The sequence below is a fragment of the Streptomyces sp. BK022 genome (genome assembly GCF_004217355.1).
GTDB lineage: Bacteria > Actinomycetota > Actinomycetes > Streptomycetales > Streptomycetaceae > Streptomyces > Streptomyces griseoluteus.
This window is the reverse complement of sequence record NZ_SHKU01000008.1, coordinates 76,226-96,066: the sequence shown is the minus strand read 5'-3', so window position 1 is coordinate 96,066 and position 19,841 is coordinate 76,226. Positions and strand designations below refer to the sequence as shown.

17 protein-coding genes are annotated in these 19,841 nt (G+C 73.7%); 10 read left to right on the top strand and 7 right to left on the bottom strand.

The features are described from left to right. Positions 1 to 17 precede the first annotated feature (17 nt). On the top strand, positions 18 to 950 hold the full coding sequence (locus EV284_RS29415) for a DMT family transporter (protein ID WP_130339497.1): 933 nt from the start codon (positions 18 to 20) through the stop codon (positions 948 to 950). A gap of 38 nt (positions 951 to 988) precedes the next feature. On the opposite strand, the gene EV284_RS29410 is transcribed toward EV284_RS29415, so the two are convergent. The 3 genes from EV284_RS29410 to EV284_RS29400 all read right to left on the bottom strand — a co-directional run bounded on the left by EV284_RS29410 (position 989) and on the right by EV284_RS29400 (position 5,136). Then, the gene (locus EV284_RS29410) at positions 989 to 2,071 is read right to left on the bottom strand and encodes a zinc-binding dehydrogenase (RefSeq protein WP_130339495.1); all 1,083 of its coding nucleotides are present in this window, start codon (positions 2,069 to 2,071) and stop codon (positions 989 to 991) included. Between the two features lie 87 nt (positions 2,072 to 2,158). Further along, a complete protein-coding gene (locus EV284_RS29405; RefSeq protein WP_130339493.1) occupies positions 2,159 to 4,417 on the bottom strand; it encodes a molybdopterin oxidoreductase family protein in 2,259 nt (752 codons plus the stop codon). A gap of 104 nt (positions 4,418 to 4,521) precedes the next feature. Next, complete coding sequence (locus EV284_RS29400) at positions 4,522 to 5,136, bottom strand: TetR/AcrR family transcriptional regulator (RefSeq protein WP_242625864.1); 615 nt, start codon at positions 5,134 to 5,136, stop codon at positions 4,522 to 4,524. Between the two features lie 186 nt (positions 5,137 to 5,322). On the opposite strand from EV284_RS29400, the gene hmgA reads away from it, so the two are divergent. From hmgA to EV284_RS29380, 4 genes are all read left to right on the top strand, one after another. After that, complete coding sequence (gene hmgA, locus EV284_RS29395; RefSeq protein ID WP_130339489.1) at positions 5,323 to 6,672, top strand: homogentisate 1,2-dioxygenase; 1,350 nt, start codon at positions 5,323 to 5,325, stop codon at positions 6,670 to 6,672. Positions 6,673 to 6,758: 86 nt separating this feature from the next. Then, a complete protein-coding gene (locus tag EV284_RS29390) occupies positions 6,759 to 7,508 on the top strand; it encodes a GntR family transcriptional regulator (protein ID WP_130339487.1) in 750 nt (249 codons plus the stop codon). Positions 7,509 to 7,552: 44 nt separating this feature from the next. Beyond that, positions 7,553 to 8,689: a type ISP restriction/modification enzyme gene (locus tag EV284_RS29385; protein ID WP_130340043.1), complete on the top strand. Its 1,137-nt coding sequence runs from the start codon at positions 7,553 to 7,555 to the stop codon at positions 8,687 to 8,689. Positions 8,690 to 8,736: 47 nt separating this feature from the next. After that, the gene (locus tag EV284_RS29380) at positions 8,737 to 9,933 is read left to right on the top strand and encodes a CaiB/BaiF CoA-transferase family protein (protein WP_130339485.1); all 1,197 of its coding nucleotides are present in this window, start codon (positions 8,737 to 8,739) and stop codon (positions 9,931 to 9,933) included. Positions 9,934 to 10,028: 95 nt separating this feature from the next. On the opposite strand, the gene EV284_RS29375 is transcribed toward EV284_RS29380, so the two are convergent. The 3 genes from EV284_RS29375 to EV284_RS29365 all read right to left on the bottom strand — a co-directional run bounded on the left by EV284_RS29375 (position 10,029) and on the right by EV284_RS29365 (position 11,829). Continuing rightward, positions 10,029 to 10,298 (bottom strand): hypothetical protein, encoded by a 270-nt coding sequence (locus tag EV284_RS29375; protein WP_086690667.1) that lies wholly within the window; start codon positions 10,296 to 10,298, stop codon positions 10,029 to 10,031. A gap of 128 nt (positions 10,299 to 10,426) precedes the next feature. After that, positions 10,427 to 11,242, bottom strand: coding sequence for an anti-sigma factor (locus EV284_RS29370; protein ID WP_130339483.1), 816 nt, complete (start codon positions 11,240 to 11,242; stop codon positions 10,427 to 10,429). Then, positions 11,239 to 11,829, bottom strand: a complete 591-nt coding sequence (locus EV284_RS29365; RefSeq protein ID WP_130339481.1) for a sigma-70 family RNA polymerase sigma factor — start codon at positions 11,827 to 11,829, stop codon at positions 11,239 to 11,241. Before EV284_RS29365 ends, EV284_RS29370 begins: the two co-directional genes overlap by 4 nt. Before the next feature lie 157 nt (positions 11,830 to 11,986). Here EV284_RS29365 and EV284_RS29360 point away from each other — a divergent pair, with 157 nt between their 5' ends. The 4 genes from EV284_RS29360 to EV284_RS29345 all read left to right on the top strand — a co-directional run bounded on the left by EV284_RS29360 (position 11,987) and on the right by EV284_RS29345 (position 18,203). Next, positions 11,987 to 13,522 (top strand): DUF4331 domain-containing protein, encoded by a 1,536-nt coding sequence (locus tag EV284_RS29360; RefSeq protein WP_130339479.1) that lies wholly within the window; start codon positions 11,987 to 11,989, stop codon positions 13,520 to 13,522. Positions 13,523 to 13,620: 98 nt separating this feature from the next. Continuing rightward, positions 13,621 to 15,003, top strand: a complete 1,383-nt coding sequence (locus EV284_RS29355) for a tetratricopeptide repeat protein (RefSeq protein WP_207229168.1) — start codon at positions 13,621 to 13,623, stop codon at positions 15,001 to 15,003. Next, positions 15,000 to 16,622, top strand: coding sequence for a nickel transporter (locus EV284_RS29350; protein WP_130339477.1), 1,623 nt, complete (start codon positions 15,000 to 15,002; stop codon positions 16,620 to 16,622). The genes EV284_RS29355 and EV284_RS29350 overlap by 4 nt, the downstream gene beginning before the upstream one ends. 45 nt (positions 16,623 to 16,667) lie before the next feature. Continuing rightward, on the top strand, positions 16,668 to 18,203 hold the full coding sequence (locus tag EV284_RS29345) for a serine/threonine-protein kinase (protein WP_130339475.1): 1,536 nt from the start codon (positions 16,668 to 16,670) through the stop codon (positions 18,201 to 18,203). A 67-nt stretch (positions 18,204 to 18,270) separates the two neighbouring features. Here the strand turns inward: EV284_RS29345 and EV284_RS29340 are convergent, their stop codons facing one another. Next, positions 18,271 to 19,065, bottom strand: a complete 795-nt coding sequence (locus tag EV284_RS29340) for an SGNH/GDSL hydrolase family protein (RefSeq protein WP_130339473.1) — start codon at positions 19,063 to 19,065, stop codon at positions 18,271 to 18,273. A gap of 263 nt (positions 19,066 to 19,328) precedes the next feature. Between EV284_RS29340 and EV284_RS29335 the strand changes: the two genes are divergently transcribed. Then, complete coding sequence (locus EV284_RS29335; protein WP_347402211.1) at positions 19,329 to 19,814, top strand: hypothetical protein; 486 nt, start codon at positions 19,329 to 19,331, stop codon at positions 19,812 to 19,814. Positions 19,815 to 19,841: the final 27 nt, after the last annotated feature.

The window sequence follows — 19,841 nt, the reverse complement described above, 5'->3', positions numbered from 1 at the left end:
ATCGATCGAGGAGTCCGATGGACCTGAGTCCGCGTCATCGTCTGCTGCCCGCGGCCGCGGCCGTGGTCACCGTGCTGCTGTGGGCGTCCGCCTTCGTGGTGATCCGCACGGCCGGGGACGCCTACTCACCGGGCGCGCTGGCGCTCGGCCGGCTGCTCGCGGGCGGCCTCACCCTGGCCGTGCTGTGCGCGATACGGCGGGAGGGGTGGCCGCCGCGCGGAGCCTGGCCCGGCATCCTGGTGTCCGGGGTGCTCTGGTTCGGCTTCTACATGGTGGCCCTGAACTGGGGCGAGCAGCGCGTGGACGCCGGTACAGCCGCCCTGGTGGTGAACGTCGGCCCGCTGCTGATCGCCCTCTTCGCCGCCCGGTTCCTCGGCGACCCGATGCCGCCCCGGCTGCTGGCGGGAATGGCGGTGTCCTTCACCGGCGCGGTGATCGTGGGCCTGTCGATGTCGGCCGGGGGCGGCGGCTCCTCGGTGCTGGGCGTGGTGGCCTGCCTCCTCGCGGCGGTCGCGTACGCGGCCGGCGTGGTCGCCCAGAAGCCCGCGGTGGCCCGCGCGAGCGCCCTGCAGGTGACGACGTTCGGCTGCCTGATCGGCGCGGCGGCCTGCCTGCCCTTCACCGGCCAACTCGTCTCCGAGGCGTCCCGCGCCCCGCTGTCGGCCACGCTGGGCATGGTCTACCTCGGCGTCTTCCCCACCGCGCTGGCCTTCACCGCGTGGGCGTACGCCCTGGCCCGCACGAGCGCCGCCAGGCTGGGCGCGACGACGTACGCGGTTCCGGCACTGGTGGTCCTGATGTCGTGGCTGGCCCTGGGTGAGGTGCCGGGGCCGGTGATGCTGGGCGGCGGCCTGCTGTGCCTGGCGGGCGTGGCCGTGGCCCGGTCGCGGGGGCGTACGGCGCCCGCGCAGGTGGCGGACGCGGCACCCGGCCCGGACCGGGTGCGCTGAGTCCCCGGGGGAGGGAGACCATCCGGGGGGGGCTTCCCCTAGAACACCACCAGCGCCCGACCGCCCCGGCCCGCCAGCATGTCCTCGAAGGCCGTCGGGATGTCCTTCAGGGTGATGTGTTCCGTCACCAGGGCCGAGAGGTCCAGGCGGCCCTCACGGACGTGGGCGGCGATGGCCGGGAGGTCGCGCGCGGGGTCGGAGTTGCCGTAGACGCAGCCGGTGAGGGTGCGGCCCCAGTGGAAGATCTCCAGGGCGTTGAAGGTGACCTGCTCGTCCTTGCCCCCGATGCCGACGACCGTGGTGCGGCCGCCCCGGCGGGTGGACTCCCAGGCGGCGCGGATGCTCTGCGCACGGCCCGCGCACTCCACGGCGACGTCGACGCCCTGCTTGCCGGTGAGGGCGCGGACGGCGCGCGGGGTCTGCTCGTCGGCGAGGACGAAGTCGGTGGCACCGCAGGCACGGGCCAGCTCCTCCTTCCGCGGCGAGACGTCCACGGCGATGATCCGGGCCGCGCCCGCGATCCGGGCCGCCTGGAGGGTGGCGAGGCCGACCCCGCCGACGCCGAACACGGCGACCGTCTCGCCGGGCTGGACCCGGGCCGAGTGGTGGACCGCGCCGTACCCGGTCAGGACGGCGCAGCCCAGCAAAGCCGCGTCGGTGAGCGGAACCCCCTCGGGCAGCGGCAGCGCGCAGGCGGCCGGTACGACGGTCTCCTCGGCGAACGCGCCCACGTTGAGGCCGGGATGGAGTTCGGTGCCGTCGGCGGTACGGGCGTGGACCCGGGCGGCGCCGTCCAGCGCGTGCCCGCACAGCCACACCTCCCCCCGCGCACAGGCCGGGCAACCCCCGCACGCCGGAGCCCAGTTGAGGACCACGGGGGTACCGGGTACGAGCCCCGCCACCCCCTCCCCCACGGCGGTCACGGTGCCCGCGCCCTCGTGACCGAGCACCGCCGGTACCGGCACCCGCATGGTGCCGTTGGACAGCGACAGGTCGGAGTGGCAGACCCCGGCGGCGGCCAGGCGCACCCGCACCTGGCCGGGCCCCGGCTCGGGCAGTTCGATCCCGGTGATCTCCAGCGGTGCCCCGACGGCGGGCAGGACGGCGGCTCGTACGGTCATCGCGCGCGGTCTCCTCGGAAGCTGGGGCGACGGTGGCCCGGAGGTACCCGGCGGACGCGTGCCCGCCGGCGCACCAAACTAGCGGCGTTAGTTTTCCGGCGCCAGGGCTGCCGGGACGCCGGCGGGGCCGACCCGGACCGGGATGCCGTTGAGCACGGCGTTGCCGGACAGGGGATCGAGGAGGGTGCCGTCGAGGAGCTGGTTGACGTTGACACCGGGTTCGCGGCCCGCGTGGCCCAGCCGGGTGCCGGGGCGGTTGTGGCCCCAGCCGTGCGGGAGGCTGACCACGCCGGGCCGGATGGCGTCGGTGATCTCGGCGGGCGCGGTCACCTCTCCCGCGGCGCCCTTGACGCGCACCGGTTCGCCGTCGCGCACTCCGAGGCGCTCGGCGTCGTCGGGGTGGAGGTGCAGGGTGCAGCGGTTGGTGCCGCCGGTGAGGGCGGGCACGTTGTGCAGCCAGCTGTTGTTGGAGCGCAGGTGGCGGCGGCCGACGAGGACGAGCCCGGTGGGCCGCTCGCGCAGGGCCTCGCGCAGCCGGGGCAGGTCGGCGGCGAGGGGCGCGGGCAGCAGCTCGACCTTTCCGCTGGGTGTCTTCAGCGGCTGCGGCAGTCGCGGGCGGAGCGGGCCGAGGTCGATGCCGTGCGGGTGGTCGAGCAGCCGGGCGAGGGTGAGTCCGTCGGGGCGGGCGCCGAAGCCGTCGCCGTAGGGGCCGAGGCGCAGCATCAGGTCCAGGCGGCGCTCGGGTCCGTCGGCGCCGGTGAGCAGCGCGGCCAGCTCGCGCGGGTCGCGGCCGTGGACCGGGGAGTGGGGTTCCTGGACGGCCTTGCCGAGGGTCTGGTCGATCACCATGGTGTCGACGGCGGCCGGGTCCGCGCCGTGCATGCCGCTCGCGGCGAGGATCAGCCGGGCGAGTATCTCGGTCTCCGCCATCCTGCCGGGCTCCAGCGGCACGGCGGGCCGGGTGTAGCGGACCTGGTTGCGGACGGCCAGGGTGTTGAAGGCGAAGTCGTGGTGCGGGCTCTGCGCGGGCGGCGGCGGGGGCAGGACGACGTGCGCGTGGCGGGAGGTCTCGTTGAGGTAGGGGTCGACGCTGACCATGAAGTCCAGCGAGCCCAGGGCCTTGTCGAGCCGGTCCCCGTCGGGCGCGGACAGCACCGGGTTGGCGGCGATCACGATCAGCGCGCGCAGGGGCTCACCGTCGGGGGTGGCGGTGTCGATCTCCTCGGCGAGCGCGGAGAGCGGCAACTCGCCCTTCGCCTCGGGCAGCCGCCGTACGCGGGAGTGCCAGCGGCCGAGGGAGAAGCCCCGGCCGGGGCCCGCCGGGCGGGGGGTGCGGTCGGTGGCGGCCTGGGGGAACAGGGCGCCGCCGGGGCGGTCGAGGTTGCCGGTGAGGGTGTTGAGCACGTCGACCAGCCAGCTCGCCAGGGTGCCGTGCGGGACGGTGCAGCTGCCGATGCGGGCGTAGACCGCGGCGGTGGGGGCGGCGGCGAGTTCTCGGGCGAGGGTGCGGATGGTGTCCGGGTCGACGTCACAGGCTCCGGCGACGGCCTCGGGGGTGAAGTCCGCCAGCGCTTCGCGGAGTTCGGAGAGCCCGTCGACGTGCGGCGCGAGGTCCCCGAGGTCGACGAGTCCCTCCTCGAACAGCACGGTGGTCATCGCGGCGAGGAGCAGGGCGTCGGCGCCCGGCCGGATGGCGAGGTGCCGGTCGGCGAGCTGGGCGGTGCGGGTGCGGCGGGGGTCCACCACGGTGAGGTGCCCGCCGCGCGCCCGGAGCGCCTTCAGCTTGCCGGGGAAGTCGGGCGCGGTGCACAGACTGCCGTTGGACTCCAACGGGTTGGCGCCGATCAGCAGGAGGTGGTCGGTGTGGTCGAGGTCGGGCACCGGGATGGCGTTGGCGTCGCCGAACAGCAGGCCGCTGGAGACGTGCTTGGGCATCTGGTCGACCGTGGAGGCGGTGAACAGGGAGCGGGTGCGGACCGCGCCGAGCAGCACGGTCGGGTAGAGGGCACCGGCCATGGTGTGCACGTTGGGATTGCCGAGGACCACCCCGAGGGCGTCGGCGCCGTGACCCTCCACGACCGAACGCAGGCCGCGCGCGACGGCGTCGAACGCCTCCTCCCAACTGGCCTCGCGCAGCTCGCCGTTCTCCCGGACCAGCGGGGTGCGCAGCCGGTCGGGATCGGCGTCCAGCGCGCCGAAGGAGGCGCCCTTGGGGCAGATGAAGCCCTTGCTGAACACGTCGTCCCGGTCACCGCGGGCGGAGGTGACGCGGGCGCCCTCGATGGTGAGGGTCAGGCCGCAGGTGGCCTCGCACAGGGGGCAGATTCGCAGGGCGGTGCGGGGCACGGGTCCTCCCGGAGGGTCGACGGCACGGCCGCAGCAGCAGGGCGCCGGTGGCTCGGGCGAGCATACCGACCGGTAGGCATGGTGGGGAGTCCCGTGTACCGGCTTCAGTCGAGTACGCGGCCCAGATAGGCCCGCAGCAGCTCCCGCGTCTCGTGGATGATCGCCGGGTCGCCGTCCGGGTCGGTGCGGAAGGCGAGCTGGATGAGGGTGTCGGCGCTCTCCACGGCGACCAGCAGGACGCGGCGGAGGTGCTCGTCGGGGGCGCGGCCCAGGTAGCCGGCGATGAGCACCCCCAGCCGGTCGGCGACGCGGGTGTTGGGCGCGGTGCCGCGGGTGCCGACCGGTATCTGGTTGCCGAAGTCCACCAGGGCGAAGCCGGGCGCGGTGCGCTTCATGCCGAGGTACTCGTCCAGGACGACGTCCATCGCGGCCCGCCAGTCGCCGGGGGGCGCCTCCTTCAGCCGGGTGGTGACGTGCTCGGCGTAGTGGCGCAGATTGCGCTGGGCGAGAGCGTCGGCCATCTGCCGCTTGTTGCCGAAGAAGCGGTACACCGAGCCGATGGGCACCCCGGCCCGCTCCGCGACCGCGCGGGTGGTCAGGGCTTCGTAGCCGACCTCGTCCAGGAGGGCGGCGCAGGCGTCGAGGATTCTGGTCAGCCGTTCGGCGCTGCGCCGCTGGACAGGGGCGCGGCGGAGGGATGTCACATGGGGCACGGCCACATGATGCCTCGCCACGGGGAGGCCGAGAAGGGCGGGGAGTCCTCGCACGCCCCCCGTACGCCCTCCGGGCGGCCGGTTCTCGCGCCCCGGCCGGGTGAAGGGCGCGTTCGCCTCTTGCGCACACCCTCCGGCATTCCTACGGTGCTCCATAGGAATGCCGGAGAAGTGTGCCGCAAGGGAGCGATCATGACCGATGGGGGTACCTCCCGCGCGAGCGGGTTCGAGCGTGGGGGAGCGCGGAAGACCGCCGAAGCGCTGGCGTACCTGACTGGGTTCGGCAACGAACACTCCTCCGAGGCGGTACCCAGCGCCCTGCCCGAGGGCCGCAACTCACCGCAGCGCGCACCGCTCGGCCTGTACGCGGAGCAGCTCAGCGGGACGGCGTTCACCGAGCCCCGCGCCCACAACCGCCGCTCCTGGCTCTACCGCATCCGTCCCTCGGCCGCGCACCCCGCCTTCACCCGCACCGCGAACGGCGCGATCCGCACCGCCCCCTTCACCGAGACCGTGCCCGACCCCAACCGGCTGCGCTGGAGCCCGCTGCCCGAGCCGTTGCCGGGCACCGACTTCCTGGCCGGCCTGTGGACGTTGGGCGGCAACGGCGACGCGACCCAGCGCAGCGGCATGGCCGTGCACCTGTATCACGCCAACTCCTCGATGGAGCGCGTGTTCTCGGACGCCGACGGAGAGCTGCTGATCGTCCCCGAGCGGGGCGGACTGCTGCTGCACACCGAGTTCGGCCGCCTCCATGTGGAGCCCGCACAGGTGGCCCTCATCCCCCGTGGGGTCCGGTTCCGTGTGGAACTGCTGGACGACTCGGCACGGGGTTATGTGTGCGAGAACTATGGTGCGCCCTTCCGGCTCCCGGACCTGGGCCCCATCGGCGCCAACGGCCTGGCCAACGCCCGCGACTTCCGGGCGCCGGTCGCCGCCTACGAGGACGTCGAGGGCCCGGTGGAGGTGGTCAACAAGTTCTGCGGCAACCTCTGGACGGCCACCTACGACCACTCCCCGCTCGACGTGGTCGCCTGGCACGGCAACTATGTGCCTTACATCTATGACCTGCGCCGGTTCAATGTGATCGGCACCATCTCCTACGACCACCCCGACCCGTCCATCTTCACGGTCCTGACCTCCCCCTCGGACACTCCGGGGCTGGCGGGCGCCGACTTCGTGGTGTTCGCCCCGCGCTGGCTGGTCGGCGAGGACACGTTCCGGCCGCCGTACTTCCACCGGAACGTGATGAGCGAGTACATGGGCCTGATCGAGGGCGCCTACGACGCCAAGGCGGAGGGGTTCGTGCCCGGCGGGGGCTCGCTGCACAACATGATGTCGGCGCACGGCCCGGACCGGGAGACCTTCGACCGGGCGAGCGCGGCCGAGCTGCGCCCGCAGCGGATCGACGACGGGCTGGCCTTCATGTTCGAGACCCGCTGGCCGATCGCCCTCACCCCGGAAGCGGCCCGCGCGGACCACCTCCAGCGGGGCTACGACGACGTGTGGCGCGGACTGGAACCGCACTTCCGCACCTCATGACGATTCGGGGCGACCACCCCGGGTGACAACTCCGATGTGCGACCGTTCCGTTGCGCCGGCCGGTCCGGACAGGTACGGATAGCCGCGTGACCTCTTTCGCCCCGGACTCGATCGTCCTGAACCGCAAGCTGCCGCTCTGGTACCAGGTGTCGCAGTCGCTGCGGGCCTCCATCCTGGGCCGCTCCCCCGAGGACCCCTTGCGGCTGCCCACCGAGGAGCGGCTGGCCGGGCACTACGGGGTGAGCGTGCTGACGATGCGGCAGGCGCTGAAGGAGCTGGAGGACGAGGGGCTGATCAGCAGGCACCGGCGGCGCGGCACCTTCATCGAGCCGGGGGTGCGGCGCGGGGCGCCGGTGAGGCTGCTGGGCTCGGTGGACGCGATCGTGGCCCAGCAGTCCGGGATGACCGCCGAACTGCTGGACGTGGCGCGGGTTGCGGTGCCGCCCCTGTGGGCGGAGCACTTCCCGGACCTCACCGAGGTGGCGGTCTACCACCGGCTGCGCGGGGACGCGAAGACCGGCGAGCCGACCAACCACGCCGTCAACCATGTGCGCCCGGAGCTGGCGGACCGGATCGACCCGGCCGATCTGGCCCGCTGGCCGATGACCAAGGTGCTGCGGGACGTGGTGGGCGCCGACATCAGCCGGATCACCGACACGGTGGAGGCCAGGCTCGCCGACCCGGAGACCGCCCGACTGCTTCAGGTGCCGCTGCTGAGCCCGATCCTGCACTACACGGGGGTCACCTACGACTCCGCGGGGCGGGTGCTGGACGTGGCCGTCATCCAGTACCGGGGCGACCGCTTCTCCTTCACCGTCACCCTGGAGGCGACCTGAGCGCCACCCCCGTTCCCGTCCCCCGCCGGGGCCGAGGCCGTAGCATTCCGGGCGTGACGTACGAGGACGCGCCGCCGCTGGCGGACCTCATGCCGTGGTCCGTCGCACCGCTGCGGCCGGGCCGCGCCTGGCCGACGGCACCCGACCCGGCGTCCCTGAAGGCGCGGTGGACGGCCCTGCTGGCGGCCGAGGGGGCGGAGCGGGCGGCCCTGTTCGAGCCGACCCGGTCCCGCACCGTCAACTCGGCGGTGGCCCAACTGCCCGGGCGGAACACCGGTACGGAGCGGCTGGCGCGGGCCTCGGGGCCGTGCCCGGAGCCGGTGCGGGTGCTCGCGGCGCCGTTCGACGAGCGCTGGCTGATCCCGGACCACCGTCTGATCGACCACGCCCGTCCGGAGCTGTGGCGGGTGGCGGACGAGCACCAGGTGTTCGTGGTGGAGGCGGGCGCCGGACTGCTGGCGACCTCGCTGCCGCCGACCCTCGCGGCGGGCCGTGTCCGCCCGTTGTACCGGCGTCCCGGCGGCGCCGAACCCAACCTGGCGCCGGGGCTGTCGGACGAGCTGGCCGTGCGGCTCGGCTCCCGGCCCGCGGCGGCGGACGTGCTGGCGTGGATTCTGGCCGCCGTCCAGGCGGACCTCACCGTGCCGCTCACCGGGGACCGGGAGGTGTGGGCGCGGGGTGTGGAGGCGGGCCGGCGCGCGCTGTGGCTGATGCGCCGGGACGGGGAGCGCCCCAAGCTGCCCGGCGGCCGCCGCCCGTACGTCCGCGCGCCGCTGCCGCCGTACCCGCGCACCCTGCGCCACGACGCCGAGGACGAGACCCTGTACCTGGACGAGGGCCGCGTCTCCCCCGTCCCGCGCGCGGCCTGGGAGCACGAGGTGGCCGGGGTCCGCACGCTGGAAGCCTGGTTCACGGCTCGCACGGCCCCCGGCGCCCCCGGCACCCTGGCCGCGATCGGCCCCCGCGCCTGGCCGCAGAGCTGGACCTCGGAGCTGCTGGAGCTGATCACGGTGCTGACCCTCCTGGCCGAACTCCCCGGCACGGGCCCGGTGTCGGAGCCGATCACGGCAACCGATCTGCGCACGGCCGGAGTTCTCCCACCCGCGCCCCCCACCCGCCGTCCCGCCTCGGTGCTGGACCACCAGGAGGAGGGACCGGAGGGGCAGTTCGCCCTGCTCTGACGGGCCGACGGGTGACAGCGGGGGCCGGCCGGGAGATCATCGCGGGCATGGATCTGCTGCCGCCGCCCCTGGAGGGCGTCACCGTCGTCGCCGTCGAACAGGCCGTGTCCGCGCCCTTCGCCACCCGCCAGCTGGCCGATCTGGGTGCCCGGGTGATCAAGGTGGAGCGGGTCGACGGCGGTGACTTCGCGCGCGGCTACGACACCGCCGCCGCGGGCCTCGCCTCGCACTTCGTGTGGTGCAACCGGGGCAAGGAGTCCATCGCGCTGGACCTCAAGGACCCCCGCGGCCTGGACGTCGTACGGCGGCTGGTCGCGGACGCGGACGTGTTCGTGCAGAACCTCGCGTACGGCGCGGCGGCCCGCCTCGGCCTGGACGCGGCCACCCTGTGCGCGGCGGACCCGCGCCTGATCGCCGTGGACATCTCCGGCTACGGCGGCTCGGGGCCGTACGCGGACAAGCGGGCGTACGACATGCTCGTGCAGTGCGAGGCGGGGCTGGTGTCGGTCACCGGCACGCCCGAGCGTCCGGTGAAGGCGGGCATCCCGGCGGCGGACATCGCGGCGGCCATGTACGCCTTCTCCGGGGTGCTGGCCGCGCTGGTGCGGCGCGGCACGACCGGGCGGGGCGGCCCGGTGGAGGTCTCGATGCTGGAGGCGCTCGCCGAGTGGATGGGGCACCCGCTGCACCACACGATGCACGGGGGCGAACCCCCGGCGCGCACCGGCCTCGCGCACGCCGTCATCGTGCCCTACGACTCCTACGCCACCACCGACGGCGGCCGGGTGCTGCTCTCGGTGCAGAACGACCGGGAGTGGCGACGGATGGCCGAACTGGTACTGGAAAGACCTGAGTTGGCACACGACCCGGCGTACGCCACCAACGCGGCGCGGGTGGCCGGACGGGAGCGGACCGACGCGCTGGTCGCCGGGGCGCTGGGCGCGATGACGGTGGGCGAGGCGCTGGCGCGACTGGAGGCGGCGGGCATCGCCTGTGCGCGGATCAGGGACCTGGCGGAGCTGGCGGAACATCCGCAGCTCTCGGCGCGGGAGCGGTGGCGGCGGGTGGGTTCGCCGGTCGGGCCGCTGCGCGCGCTGCTGCCGCCCATCACGCTGCCGGGCGGCGCGGAGACGCGGCTGGGGGACGTGCCCACGCTCGGCCGGCACACCGACGCCCTGCTCCGTGCCGTGGGGATGACGGACAACGAGATCGCGGCGTTGCGCCGGGACGGTGTGGCGGCCTGAGCGCGGGTTGACGCGCGGAACTGCGGGGCGGGGCGCCTGTTCGGCGGGGCCGGGCCAGGACCGGGCGGGACTCCGGGGAGTCCGCTCGGTACGGCTCAGTGACTGCCGAAGAGCGACCGGCGCAGCCGGCGCAAGGGGGCGAAGAGAGAGACCCGGCTGACGCGGACGCGCCGGTCGCTGCGCTGACGCACGGTGTCCCGCGCGGTCAGTTCGCGCATGAGCGACGTCGCCTCGACCGTCTTCTGCTGCGGTATGGCGGGTCCGCCGAGCACCGCGAGGTGGCGGTCCAGACGCCTGCTGGTCGCACCACTGCCGCAGGTGATCGCAGGGACCCTGGCCCTGCTGCGCATTGCTATCTGCTCCATGTCACTCCCCACCCGTACGAATCCACCCGGCCCACGGGCAGAGTAACCCTATCGTCCCGATAGGGCATGCGTGTATCCCGGCCACGGGATTCACCTTCCCCACAAGGCGGTTGATCATCCCTAGTTGACTACTCTCCGAATCCGACTGATTTCAGGGTGAGTTGGACAACGGGCTGGCCAGTGGGGTGTGGGGAACCGCCGTTCGGCTCGACGGTCACCGCGAGTGACGCCGCGGACTTCTCCAGCCCCTTGACGGCCAAGGGCGTGTCGCCGCTGAGAAGCCCGAGGGACCGGGGCCCGGCGCCGGGGCGCGTGAGCCAGAGCTGATGCACCCGGCCGCCGGACGGGCTACCGTATCCGCTCAGCGTGACGACGGCGCGGCCCTCGGACGGCGAGGCGACCACGGCGAGCGCACGGCCGTGTCCGTCGGTACCGGCCGTGGCGCGGGCGTCGGGAGCGGCCAGAACGTGGGCGATGTCACGTGCCCGCGCCCGCTCTGCGGCGAGCCGTCCCTCGGTGCGGTGCGCCTGGACGGCGAAGAGCGAGGCGACGACCAGGGCGGCGGCGGCCGTCACGGTGGCGAACGGCACGAACAGCGGACGCGGCCCGGCCCGCCGGGCGCGGGCCGGCGGCGGCTGCACCCCCCATACGTGCGGCGGCAGTTGGGCGGTGCGCGGCCGGCCGGTCGGTGCCGGTTCCTGCGGGGTGGCGCGTACGGCGGCCAGGACGCGCTCGCGCAGGGCGGCGGGGGCGGGCGCGGCGGTGGACCAGGCCAGCCGGACGGCGTCCTCGGACAGTTCGCGGACCTCGGCCGTGCAGCGTCCGCAGCCCGCGAGGTGCTTCTCGAACCGGCGCCGCTCGGCGGGGTCGAGGGCGTCCAGGGCGTAGGGGGCGGCCAGCGAGTGCGGGTCCTCGCGGCGCAGAAGACGGGTGAGTGCGCTCACGCGGCACCTCCGAGGCAGCCGCGCAGCCGGTTGAGGCCGTCGCGCATCCGGGTCTTGACGGTGCCGAGCGGCAGGGCGAGCCGTTCGGCGACCTCGCGGTAGGTGTAGCCGTCGTAGTAGGCGAGGGTGACGGACTGGCGCTGGAGGTCGGTCAGCCGTCTCAGACAGCGGCGCACCCACTCCCGTTCCAGTCCCGCCTCGACCTCCTCGGTGACGTGGTCGAAGGCGGGTTCCCCGGCACGCAGGGCCTCGCGCTGCTCGCGTTCGCCGGCCGCGCGGGCGCTGCGCACCCGGTCGACGGCCCGGCGGTGGGCGAGGGTGAGTATCCAGGACAGGGCGCTCCCGCGGGCGGGGTCGAACCGGCCCGCGGAGCGCCAGAGTTCGAGCAGCACCTCCTGGACGACCTCCTCGGACTGGGCGGGGTCGCGCACGACCCGCCGGACCAGTCCGAACACCGGCCCGGAGACCAGGCCGTACAGCTCCTCGAACGCCTGATGGTCGCCGGCCGCCACGCGCACCAGCAGTGCTTCGGCCCCCTCACCCCGGCCGCCGTGGCCGCACCCGGCCCTGCCTGTGACCCCTCGCATCCGCACGAACGCACACCTCCGGCGGTTGATACGGATCGGAGAGCCGAAAACGCGGGTCCGGAAAAAGGAAAAAGAAAGTTCCGCTCCGGCCAATCCGCCCTCGCCGATCGCTCCGTATACCCGTCCGTCAAGCAAGTCGGATTCGAGGACGGACGGCATGACTCTCTTCGCCAGAAGCGGCACGGCACGCAAGGGCCTGGTCCCGCTCATCTGCGGCGCGCTCGCCGCCGGTGGGCTCGCGGCCGCCGGTGTCGCCACGCTGGAGCCGGGGGCGGCCTCCGCCTCCTCCCACCGGGAGGCCCCGCTGATCTCGGGCACCCCGCAGTACGACAACACCGATCTGTACGCGTTCGTCAGCCCCGACAAGCCGGACACGACGACGATCGTGGCCGACTGGATACCGTTCGAGGAGCCGGCGGGCGGCCCGAACTTCTACACCTTCGCCGACGACGCGCAGTACGACCTGCACATCGACAGCGACGGCGACGCCCGGGACGACCTCCTCTTCCGCTACACCTTCAAGACGAAGACGAAGAACGGGAAGACGTTCCTGTACAACACCGGGCCCGTCACCAGCCTGGACGATCCCGACCTCAACATCACCCAGACCTACGACCTGGAGCTGGTCCGCATGAAGGGCGGCCACGCGATGTCCCGGACGAAGGTGGCGGACGACGTGCCGGTGGCGCCGTCCAACGTGGGCAAGGCGTCCATGCCGGACTACGGCAAGCTGCGCTCCCAGGCGGTGTACAAGACGGCGGGCGGTGCGGCCACCTTCGCGGGCCAGGCGGACGACCCGTTCTTCCTGGACCTGCGCGTCTTCGACCTGCTGTACGGCGGCAACCTCAGCGAGGTCGGCCGGGACACCCTCAAGGGCTACAACGTCAACACGATCGCCCTCCAGGTCCCCAACGACCTGATCCGGCAGTCGGCGGACCAGCCGGTCGTCGGCATCTGGTCCACCACCCAGCGCCGCAACGCCCAGGGCTACTACAGCCAGGTCTCCCGCCTCGGCAACCCGCTGGTCAACGAGGTGGTCAACCCGCAGGCGGACAAGGACCGCTTCAACGCCTCCCAGCCCTCGCACGACGCCCAGTTCCTGAAGAACGTCACCAACCCGGAGCTGCCCAAGCTCATCGAGGGCATCTACAAGATCGACGCCCCGGCCGAGCCGCGCAACGACCTGGTCGACGTCTTCCTCAAGGGCGTCAAGGGTCTCAACCAGCCCCCGAAGGTGCGCCCTTCGGAGCAACTGCGGCTGAACACCTCGATCAAGCCGGCCATGCACCCCAAGCGGCTCGGCGTGCTCGACGGCGACAACGCGGGCTTCCCCAACGGACGCCGGCTCACCGACGACGTGATCGACGAGGCCCTCCAGGTCGTCGAGGGCGAACTGCTGGGCGCCAAGAACGACCTGGGCGACGCGGTGGACGCCAACGACAAGAAGTTCGAGAAGTCCTTCCCCTACGTCGCCCAGCCCACGGCGGGTTCGCGGGGCGCGCTGGCCAAGGGCACGACCGCGGGTGCCGACGTCAAGAGCCAGCTCGGTGACGCGCTGAGCCCGGCCTCGGCCACGGGCGGCACCGGCGACACCGTGCTGATCGCCGGTTCGGCGGCGGCGGGCGCGGCCGGAATCCTGCTGCTCGGCACCGTCGTCGGCTGGTGGCGCCGCCGGATGCGCCGCGCGTACTGAGCCGCACCCCGAAAGCGACCGGCACGGCCCGTACCCCTTCCCCCACGGCGGGCCGCGCCGGTCATCCCGACCACCATCAGGCGAACCAGGAGAGGGCGATGGGCCCGCGTACGAGTAGTGACGAGCAGACCGTCGGCACACCGGACGGTCGTGCTCCGGGCCGCCGGACGGCGTGGCGGGTGGCGTCCGCCGCCCTGCTGGCCGTCGCGCTGACCGGTGGCGCGGTCGCCTTCGGGGCCGCGCGGGACGGCGGGCGGGTCGCCCCGGCCGCCGCCTCGGCCGCGATGGACCCCGGCGCGCTGGCGGGCGCCGACCCGGACGCGGCCGTGGCCGCGCTCCAGACGCACCTGAAGGCGCAGCCGAAGGACCACGACGGCTGGGCCACCCTCGGCCTGGCCTATGTGGAACAGGCCCGCACCAAGGGCGACCCGGCCCGCTACCCGCAGGCGCAGGCCGCCTTCCGCCGCTCCCTCGCTCTCGCCCCCGGCAACGACAGGGCGGTGGCCGGGCAGGCCGCTCTCGCCGCGGCCCGCCACGACTTCACCGGCGCCCTCGCCGACGCGGACCGCGTCCTGAGACACAACCCCTACGACGAACGCGCCCTGTGCTCCCGCATCGACGCCCTGGTCGAACTCGGCCGGTACGCCGAGGCGGCACGCGCCGCCGACACCGCCGACGCCCGCAAACCCGGCACCCCCGTCTTCACCCGGTACGCCTACGTGCGTGAACTGCGCGGCGACGTCACCGCGGCCCGGCGCGTCCTCCAGCAGGCCCTCACCGGCGCGACCTCCCCGGGCGACATCGCCTACGTGGCCGCCCAGCTCGGCCAACTCGCCTGGAACCAGGGCGACTACAAGACCGCGCTCGCCCAGTACGCCCGCGCCCTGGCCGCCGACGACACCTACCTCCCCGCGCTGGAGGGCCGGGCCCGCGCCCAGGCGGCCGGCGGGCGACAGGCCGCGGCCATCAGGGGACTCGAGGCGGTCGTCGCCCGTGCCCCGCTGCCCACCTCTCTGGTCGCGCTCGGGGAGCTGTACGAGGCGCGCGGCGGCGCGGGGGACCGGGAGAAGGCACGCCGGCAGTACACCCTCGTCCAGGCGTGGATCGCGCTCGCCCGTGCCAACGGCGTCGACGCCGACCTCGACACCGCGCTGGCCGCCGCCGACCACGGCGACAAGGCGGCCGCCCTGCGCGCGGCCCGCGCCGAGTGGGCCCGCCGGCACACCGTCCACACGGCCGACGCCCTCGCCTGGGCACTGCACGTCAACGGCCACGACACGGAGGCCCTGGCGCACGCCCGCGAGGCCACCGCCACCGGCTACCGCAACGCGTCCTTCCTCTACCACCGGGGCGTCGTCGAACTCGCCACCGGGCACACGAAGGAGGGCCGGGCGTCGCTGGCGGCGGCGCTGAAGCTGAACCCCGGCTTCTCCCCGCTCGGTGCCGCCGGGGCCCGCAAGGCACTGGAGGCGGCCAAGTGAGACTCCGCCGTTCCCTCGCCGTCCTCGCGGGCGCCTGCGCCGTGCTGCTCGGCTCCGCCCCGGCGGCGGTCGCGCATCCCCTGGGCAACTTCACCGTCAACCGGTACGACGGCCTGGTCGCCGCCCCCGGCACGCTCCACGTCACCCATGTCGAGGACCTCGCGGAGATCCCGGCGACCCAGGCCGGGCCGGACCTGGAACGGCTCGGCACCGCCCGCTGGGCCGAGCTGCGCTGTGCCGAGGCGGCGCGGGGCAGCGAGGTCACCGTGGGCGGGCGCCGGATCAGCCTCGCGGTGTCGGCCGCGCGGGCCGAGCTGCGGCCGGGGCAGGCGGGGCTGGACACCCTGCGGCTGGAGTGCGCGGAGTCGGCCCCGCTGCCGCGGGGTGCGACGGTGAATGTCGGCTTCCGCAGCGCCGGGGTGTCCTCCGGACCGGGGTGGCGGGAGATCACGGCGCGGGGCGACCGGATGACGCTGAGCCGGTCCGACGTGCCGCGGAAGTCGGTCTCGCGTGAACTCACCGTCTACCCGGCCGGTCTGCTCTCCTCCCCCGCCGACACCTCCACCGCCCGGCTCACGCTCGAGCCCGGCGGGGCGCCCCTCGCCCAGGAGCGGGACGCGCCGGGCGCCTCGGTGCTGCCGCGCGGGGCCGACCGCTGGACCCAGGCCCTCGGCGACCTGGTCGCCCGGCGCGACCTCACCCTCGGCTTCGCCACGCTCGCCCTGCTCGTCGCGGTCGGCCTGGGCGCGGCTCACGCGCTGGCACCGGGTCACGGGAAGACGCTGATGGCCGCCGCCGCTGCCGCCCGGGGTGGCAGGGCCCGGCTGCGGGACGTGCTGCCGCTGGCCGCCTCGGTCACCGTCACCCACACCCTCGGGGTGGTCGCGCTGGGGCTCCTGGTGACGGCCGGCTCCGCCGCGACACCCTCGGTGGTGGCGTGGCTGGGGGTGGCGAGCGGTGCGCTGGTACTCGGGGCCGGGGTGAACCTCGTACGGCGGGCCTGGCGGGGACGGGTGGCCCAGGCGGAGCACACGCATGAGCACGTACCGGCCGCCGGGGTGGCGGCGCGGGCGCCGGCGGTGGTGGGCGGGGGTGATGGTGGGGAGGCCCATGTGGGCACAGACCATGGGGCGGGAGCACACACCCCCACCCATGGTGGCGAAGGCCATGTGGCCACGCACCATGGCGTGGAAGCACACACCCACGCCCACGCCCACGCCCACGGCGGTCACACCCACACCCACGGTGGCCACACCCACTCCCACCCGACTGCCCCCACCCTCAAGGGCACCCTCCTCCTCGGCTTCGCCGGCGGTCTCGTCCCCAGCCCCTCCGCCGTGGTCGTCCTGGTGGGCGCCGCCGCGCTCGGCCAGGCGTGGTTCGGCCTCCTCCTGGTCGTCGCGTACGGGGTCGGCCTGGCCCTGACCCTCACCGCGGCCGGCTTCGCCGTGGTCCGGCTCGGCGCGGTCGCCGGACGCCTCCTGGAGCGGAACTCCGCCCGCCGCGCCCACCCCCTCGCCGTCCTGCTCCGCCGCACGATCCCCCTGGCCTCGGCGCTGGCCGTGCTGGTGCTGGGCGCCTCATTGATGCTCAAGGGGGTCGCAAGCGCTGTCGGCTGAGCTACGTTGGTCAGGATTCGCGCGACGTGCCGTGGGGGGAAGCCCGTGTCAGAACAGCCGGGACGCGATCGGTTGATCGCCGGCCGCTACCGTCTGCTGTCCCCGCTGGGCGAGGGCGGCATGGGCACGGTGTGGCGCGCCCACGACGAGGTGCTCCGGCGTGAGGTGGCCGTCAAGGAGGTACGCGCCCCGGCCGGGTTGCCCGCCGGGGACGTGGAGCGGATGTACGCCCGCCTGGAGCGCGAGGCGTGGGCGGCGGCCCGGGTCGCCCACCCCAACGTGGTCACGGTGTACGACGTGGCGATGGAGGGCGGCCGCCCCTGGATCGTCATGGAGCTGGTGCGCGGCCGCTCGCTCGCCGACATCCTGGAGACGACCGGCCCGCTGTCCGTGACGGAGTCGGCCCGCGTCGGCGCCGAGGTGCTGGACGCGCTGCGCGCCGCGCACGAGGTCGGTGTACTGCACCGGGACGTGAAGCCGGCCAACGTGCTGCTGTCCGACGACGGCCGGGTGGTGCTGACCGACTTCGGTATCGCCTCGGTCGAGGGCAGCTCGGCGCTGACCATGGCCGGTGAGGTGATCGGCTCGCCCGAGTTCCTCTCCCCCGAGCGGGCGTTGGGCCGCACTCCGGGCCCCGAGTCGGACCTGTGGTCGCTGGGTGTGCTGCTGTACGCGGCGGTGGAGGGCGGCTCGCCGTTCCGCCACGACACCCCGCTCTCCACCCTGCGCGCCGTGGTGGACGAACCCCTGCCGCCCCCGCGCCTCGCGGGCCCGCTCACCCCGGTGATCGAGGGCCTGCTCCGCAAGGACCCCGAGGATCGGCTGCCCGCCGAACAGGCAGCGCGCGACCTGCGACTGATCGCGGCCGGGGGCGCCCCCACGACCCGTGTCGCGTACGTACCGCCGCCCCCGCCGACCGTCCTGCTGCCGGAGGACGAACCCGACCCGGGACCGCCGGTGCGCGAGCGCCGCGCGGGCGTCGTCCTGGTCGTCGGTGTGCTCGCCCTGGTCCTCGCGCTGGCCGGGCTGGCGTACACCCTGCTGCAGCGGGACGACGGTGAGCGGAACGAGGGCGAAACCACCCCGACCGCCACCGTGACGAAGACCGGCGAGCCCCGCTCCCCCGCACCGAGCAGCCGTGAGCCGTCACCGTCGAAAAGCAGCGCCCCGCCGAGCAGCAGCGAGCCCGCGCAGTCGGTGCGGGTGGCGCTGACCGGAACGCACACGCGCTACCAGGGGAGTTGTCCGCCGCCGGAGGCGGGGTCGCCGGTGTTCACGGCGACGTTCACCGTGGGGCGGCTGCCCGCCGAGGTGCGCTACCGGTGGAAGCTGAGGCACGGCTCGTTCGAGGGCGAGGAGTGGCGCACGCTGTCCTTCCCCCGGGGCGGGGAGCGGACGCGGCAGGCGCGGGTGACCGTGCGGACGAACGACGAGGACGGCACGTCGGAGAACGCGATCAGTGTGGAGGTGCGCGAGCCGGAGCGGGTCACGTCCGACGATGTGCCGTTCACCGTGACGTGTGACAGGACGACGGAGACCCCGTCGGACGGGGCCTCCGCTTCATCCTCGGGCACACCCTGACATTCCCTCGTACGAGCGACACCCGTACGGCTCGCTTTGACGGGGTCACCCTTGCGGGCCGCGTGGGTCAGGCGGCGTTGGTGAGCACGGGGAGGTAGCCGCCGGACTGTCCGGCCGCGGTCGGGTGGTACGACTCGCCGATGTTGGTCCAGTTGACGCTGTGCAGCCAGGAGTCGCTGGAGCAGATCTCGTGGCCGGTGAAGGTGGTGCGGACGTCGCCGAAGACGAAGCCGTGGGCCTGGGCGCGCTTCTGGATGGCGCTGTTCATGTAGTCGGCCGCGCTGTTGATCGCGGAGCGCTTGGTCTCGGAGAGGCCGAGGCAGCTCTGGCCGAGCAGATAGAAGCGCGGGTAGCCGATGACGACCACACGGGCGGAGGGGGACTTGGCGCTGATCGCGTTGTACACGGCGTCGAGCTTGCCGGGCAGCGTGGAGTCGACGTAGGCGCGGGCGGTGTTGATCCGGGACAGACAGGTGCTGTCGGAGGAGATGACACAGGTGGTCATGACGTCGGCGAAGCCGGCGTCATTGCCGCCGACGGTGATGGACACCAGGCCGGTGGAGGAGTTGAGCGAGCCGAGCTGGTTCGCGAGGACGTCGTCCGTGCGAGCGCCCGAACAGGCGTTGAAGGCGAACGAGGACGGGCCGTGCGCGGCGTTCCAGAGGTACGGGTACGCCTTGGTGCTGCGGTCGCAGTCGCCGCTGGAGCTGATGTAACTGCCCGACCCCACCCCGGAGGAGTAGGAGTCGCCGAGCGCCACGTAGCCGCCGGTGGCGGCCTGGGACGATCCGGCACCGGCGAGGGTGAAGCCGGTGGCGAGGAGGAGTGAAGCCACGTATGCCGCAATTCGGGTACGTCTCATGGAACCTCCCTTTAGCAGGATCTCTGCCACAACTTTGGTACCAGCTACGCGCGTTGACGGGAAGTGTCCATGCCAAAACAATTTCGGTTCTCAACCATGATCGGTCGATTACGCTGACGCCCCGCTACATAGCACAAGTCGCAGGCGTGTTCCGGCACAATCCCCCGGAAGAGGTACGCGGACCGAGGTCGTCTTGACGCCCTCGGAGCGGCTGGGCCACATTGAAGCCCGGCATCCGGCGCGTCGGGGGGCAAAGTCGGCCCATGCGGTCATCAACTGGCAACAGATCCACAACAGACGGCTCCACGGCAGACGGTGAAGGCACAGAGCGGGCGGGTCCGGGGAGGGACCTGCCGGCGCTGCTCGCCGGAGCCGCGAGCGCCACCGCCGCGTGCGGCGCGCTGCTCGCGCTCACGGACTCCGGCTCACCGCTGCGCGGGCCGTGCGCGCTGTTCTTCCTGCTCGCCGCACCCGCCCTGGCCATCGCCATGGCGCTGCGCGGGCTCGACCCCTTCGGCCGGCTGACCGCCGCGCTCGCGGGGGCGGTCGCGCTCGACATGCTGGTCGCCCAGGCCATGTTGACGGTGCACCGCTGGTCGGTGACCGGCGGGATCGTCGCCGTGACCGTACTCAGCCTGCTGATCCTGCTGGCCACCCGGGTACGGCACGGAGCGGGCTCGCGGGAGAGGAAACCGGAGGGGAGTAAATCAGGCCAAAGTTTCGTAACGGCCAAACCAACTGATTCGTGAGACCACGTCCAGGTCTTGCGATTCTGC

Bases quoted from the DNA above. Each gene is read 5' to 3' on its own strand.
- EV284_RS29415 (WP_130339497.1), top strand. From the start codon at position 18: ATGGACCTGAGTCCGCGTCATCGTCTGCTGCCCGCGGCCGCGGCCGTG.
- EV284_RS29410 (WP_130339495.1), bottom strand. From the start codon at position 2,071: ATGACCGTACGAGCCGCCGTCCTGCCCGCCGTCGGGGCACCGCTGGAG.
- hmgA (WP_130339489.1), top strand. From the start codon at position 5,323: ATGACCGATGGGGGTACCTCCCGCGCGAGCGGGTTCGAGCGTGGGGGA.
- EV284_RS29380 (WP_130339485.1), top strand. From the start codon at position 8,737: ATGGATCTGCTGCCGCCGCCCCTGGAGGGCGTCACCGTCGTCGCCGTC.
- EV284_RS29375 (WP_086690667.1), bottom strand. From the start codon at position 10,298: ATGGAGCAGATAGCAATGCGCAGCAGGGCCAGGGTCCCTGCGATCACC.
- EV284_RS29365 (WP_130339481.1), bottom strand. From the start codon at position 11,829: ATGCGAGGGGTCACAGGCAGGGCCGGGTGCGGCCACGGCGGCCGGGGT.
- EV284_RS29360 (WP_130339479.1), top strand. From the start codon at position 11,987: ATGACTCTCTTCGCCAGAAGCGGCACGGCACGCAAGGGCCTGGTCCCG.
- EV284_RS29355 (WP_207229168.1), top strand. From the start codon at position 13,621: ATGGGCCCGCGTACGAGTAGTGACGAGCAGACCGTCGGCACACCGGAC.
- EV284_RS29340 (WP_130339473.1), bottom strand. From the start codon at position 19,065: ATGAGACGTACCCGAATTGCGGCATACGTGGCTTCACTCCTCCTCGCC.
- EV284_RS29335 (WP_347402211.1), top strand. From the start codon at position 19,329: ATGCGGTCATCAACTGGCAACAGATCCACAACAGACGGCTCCACGGCA.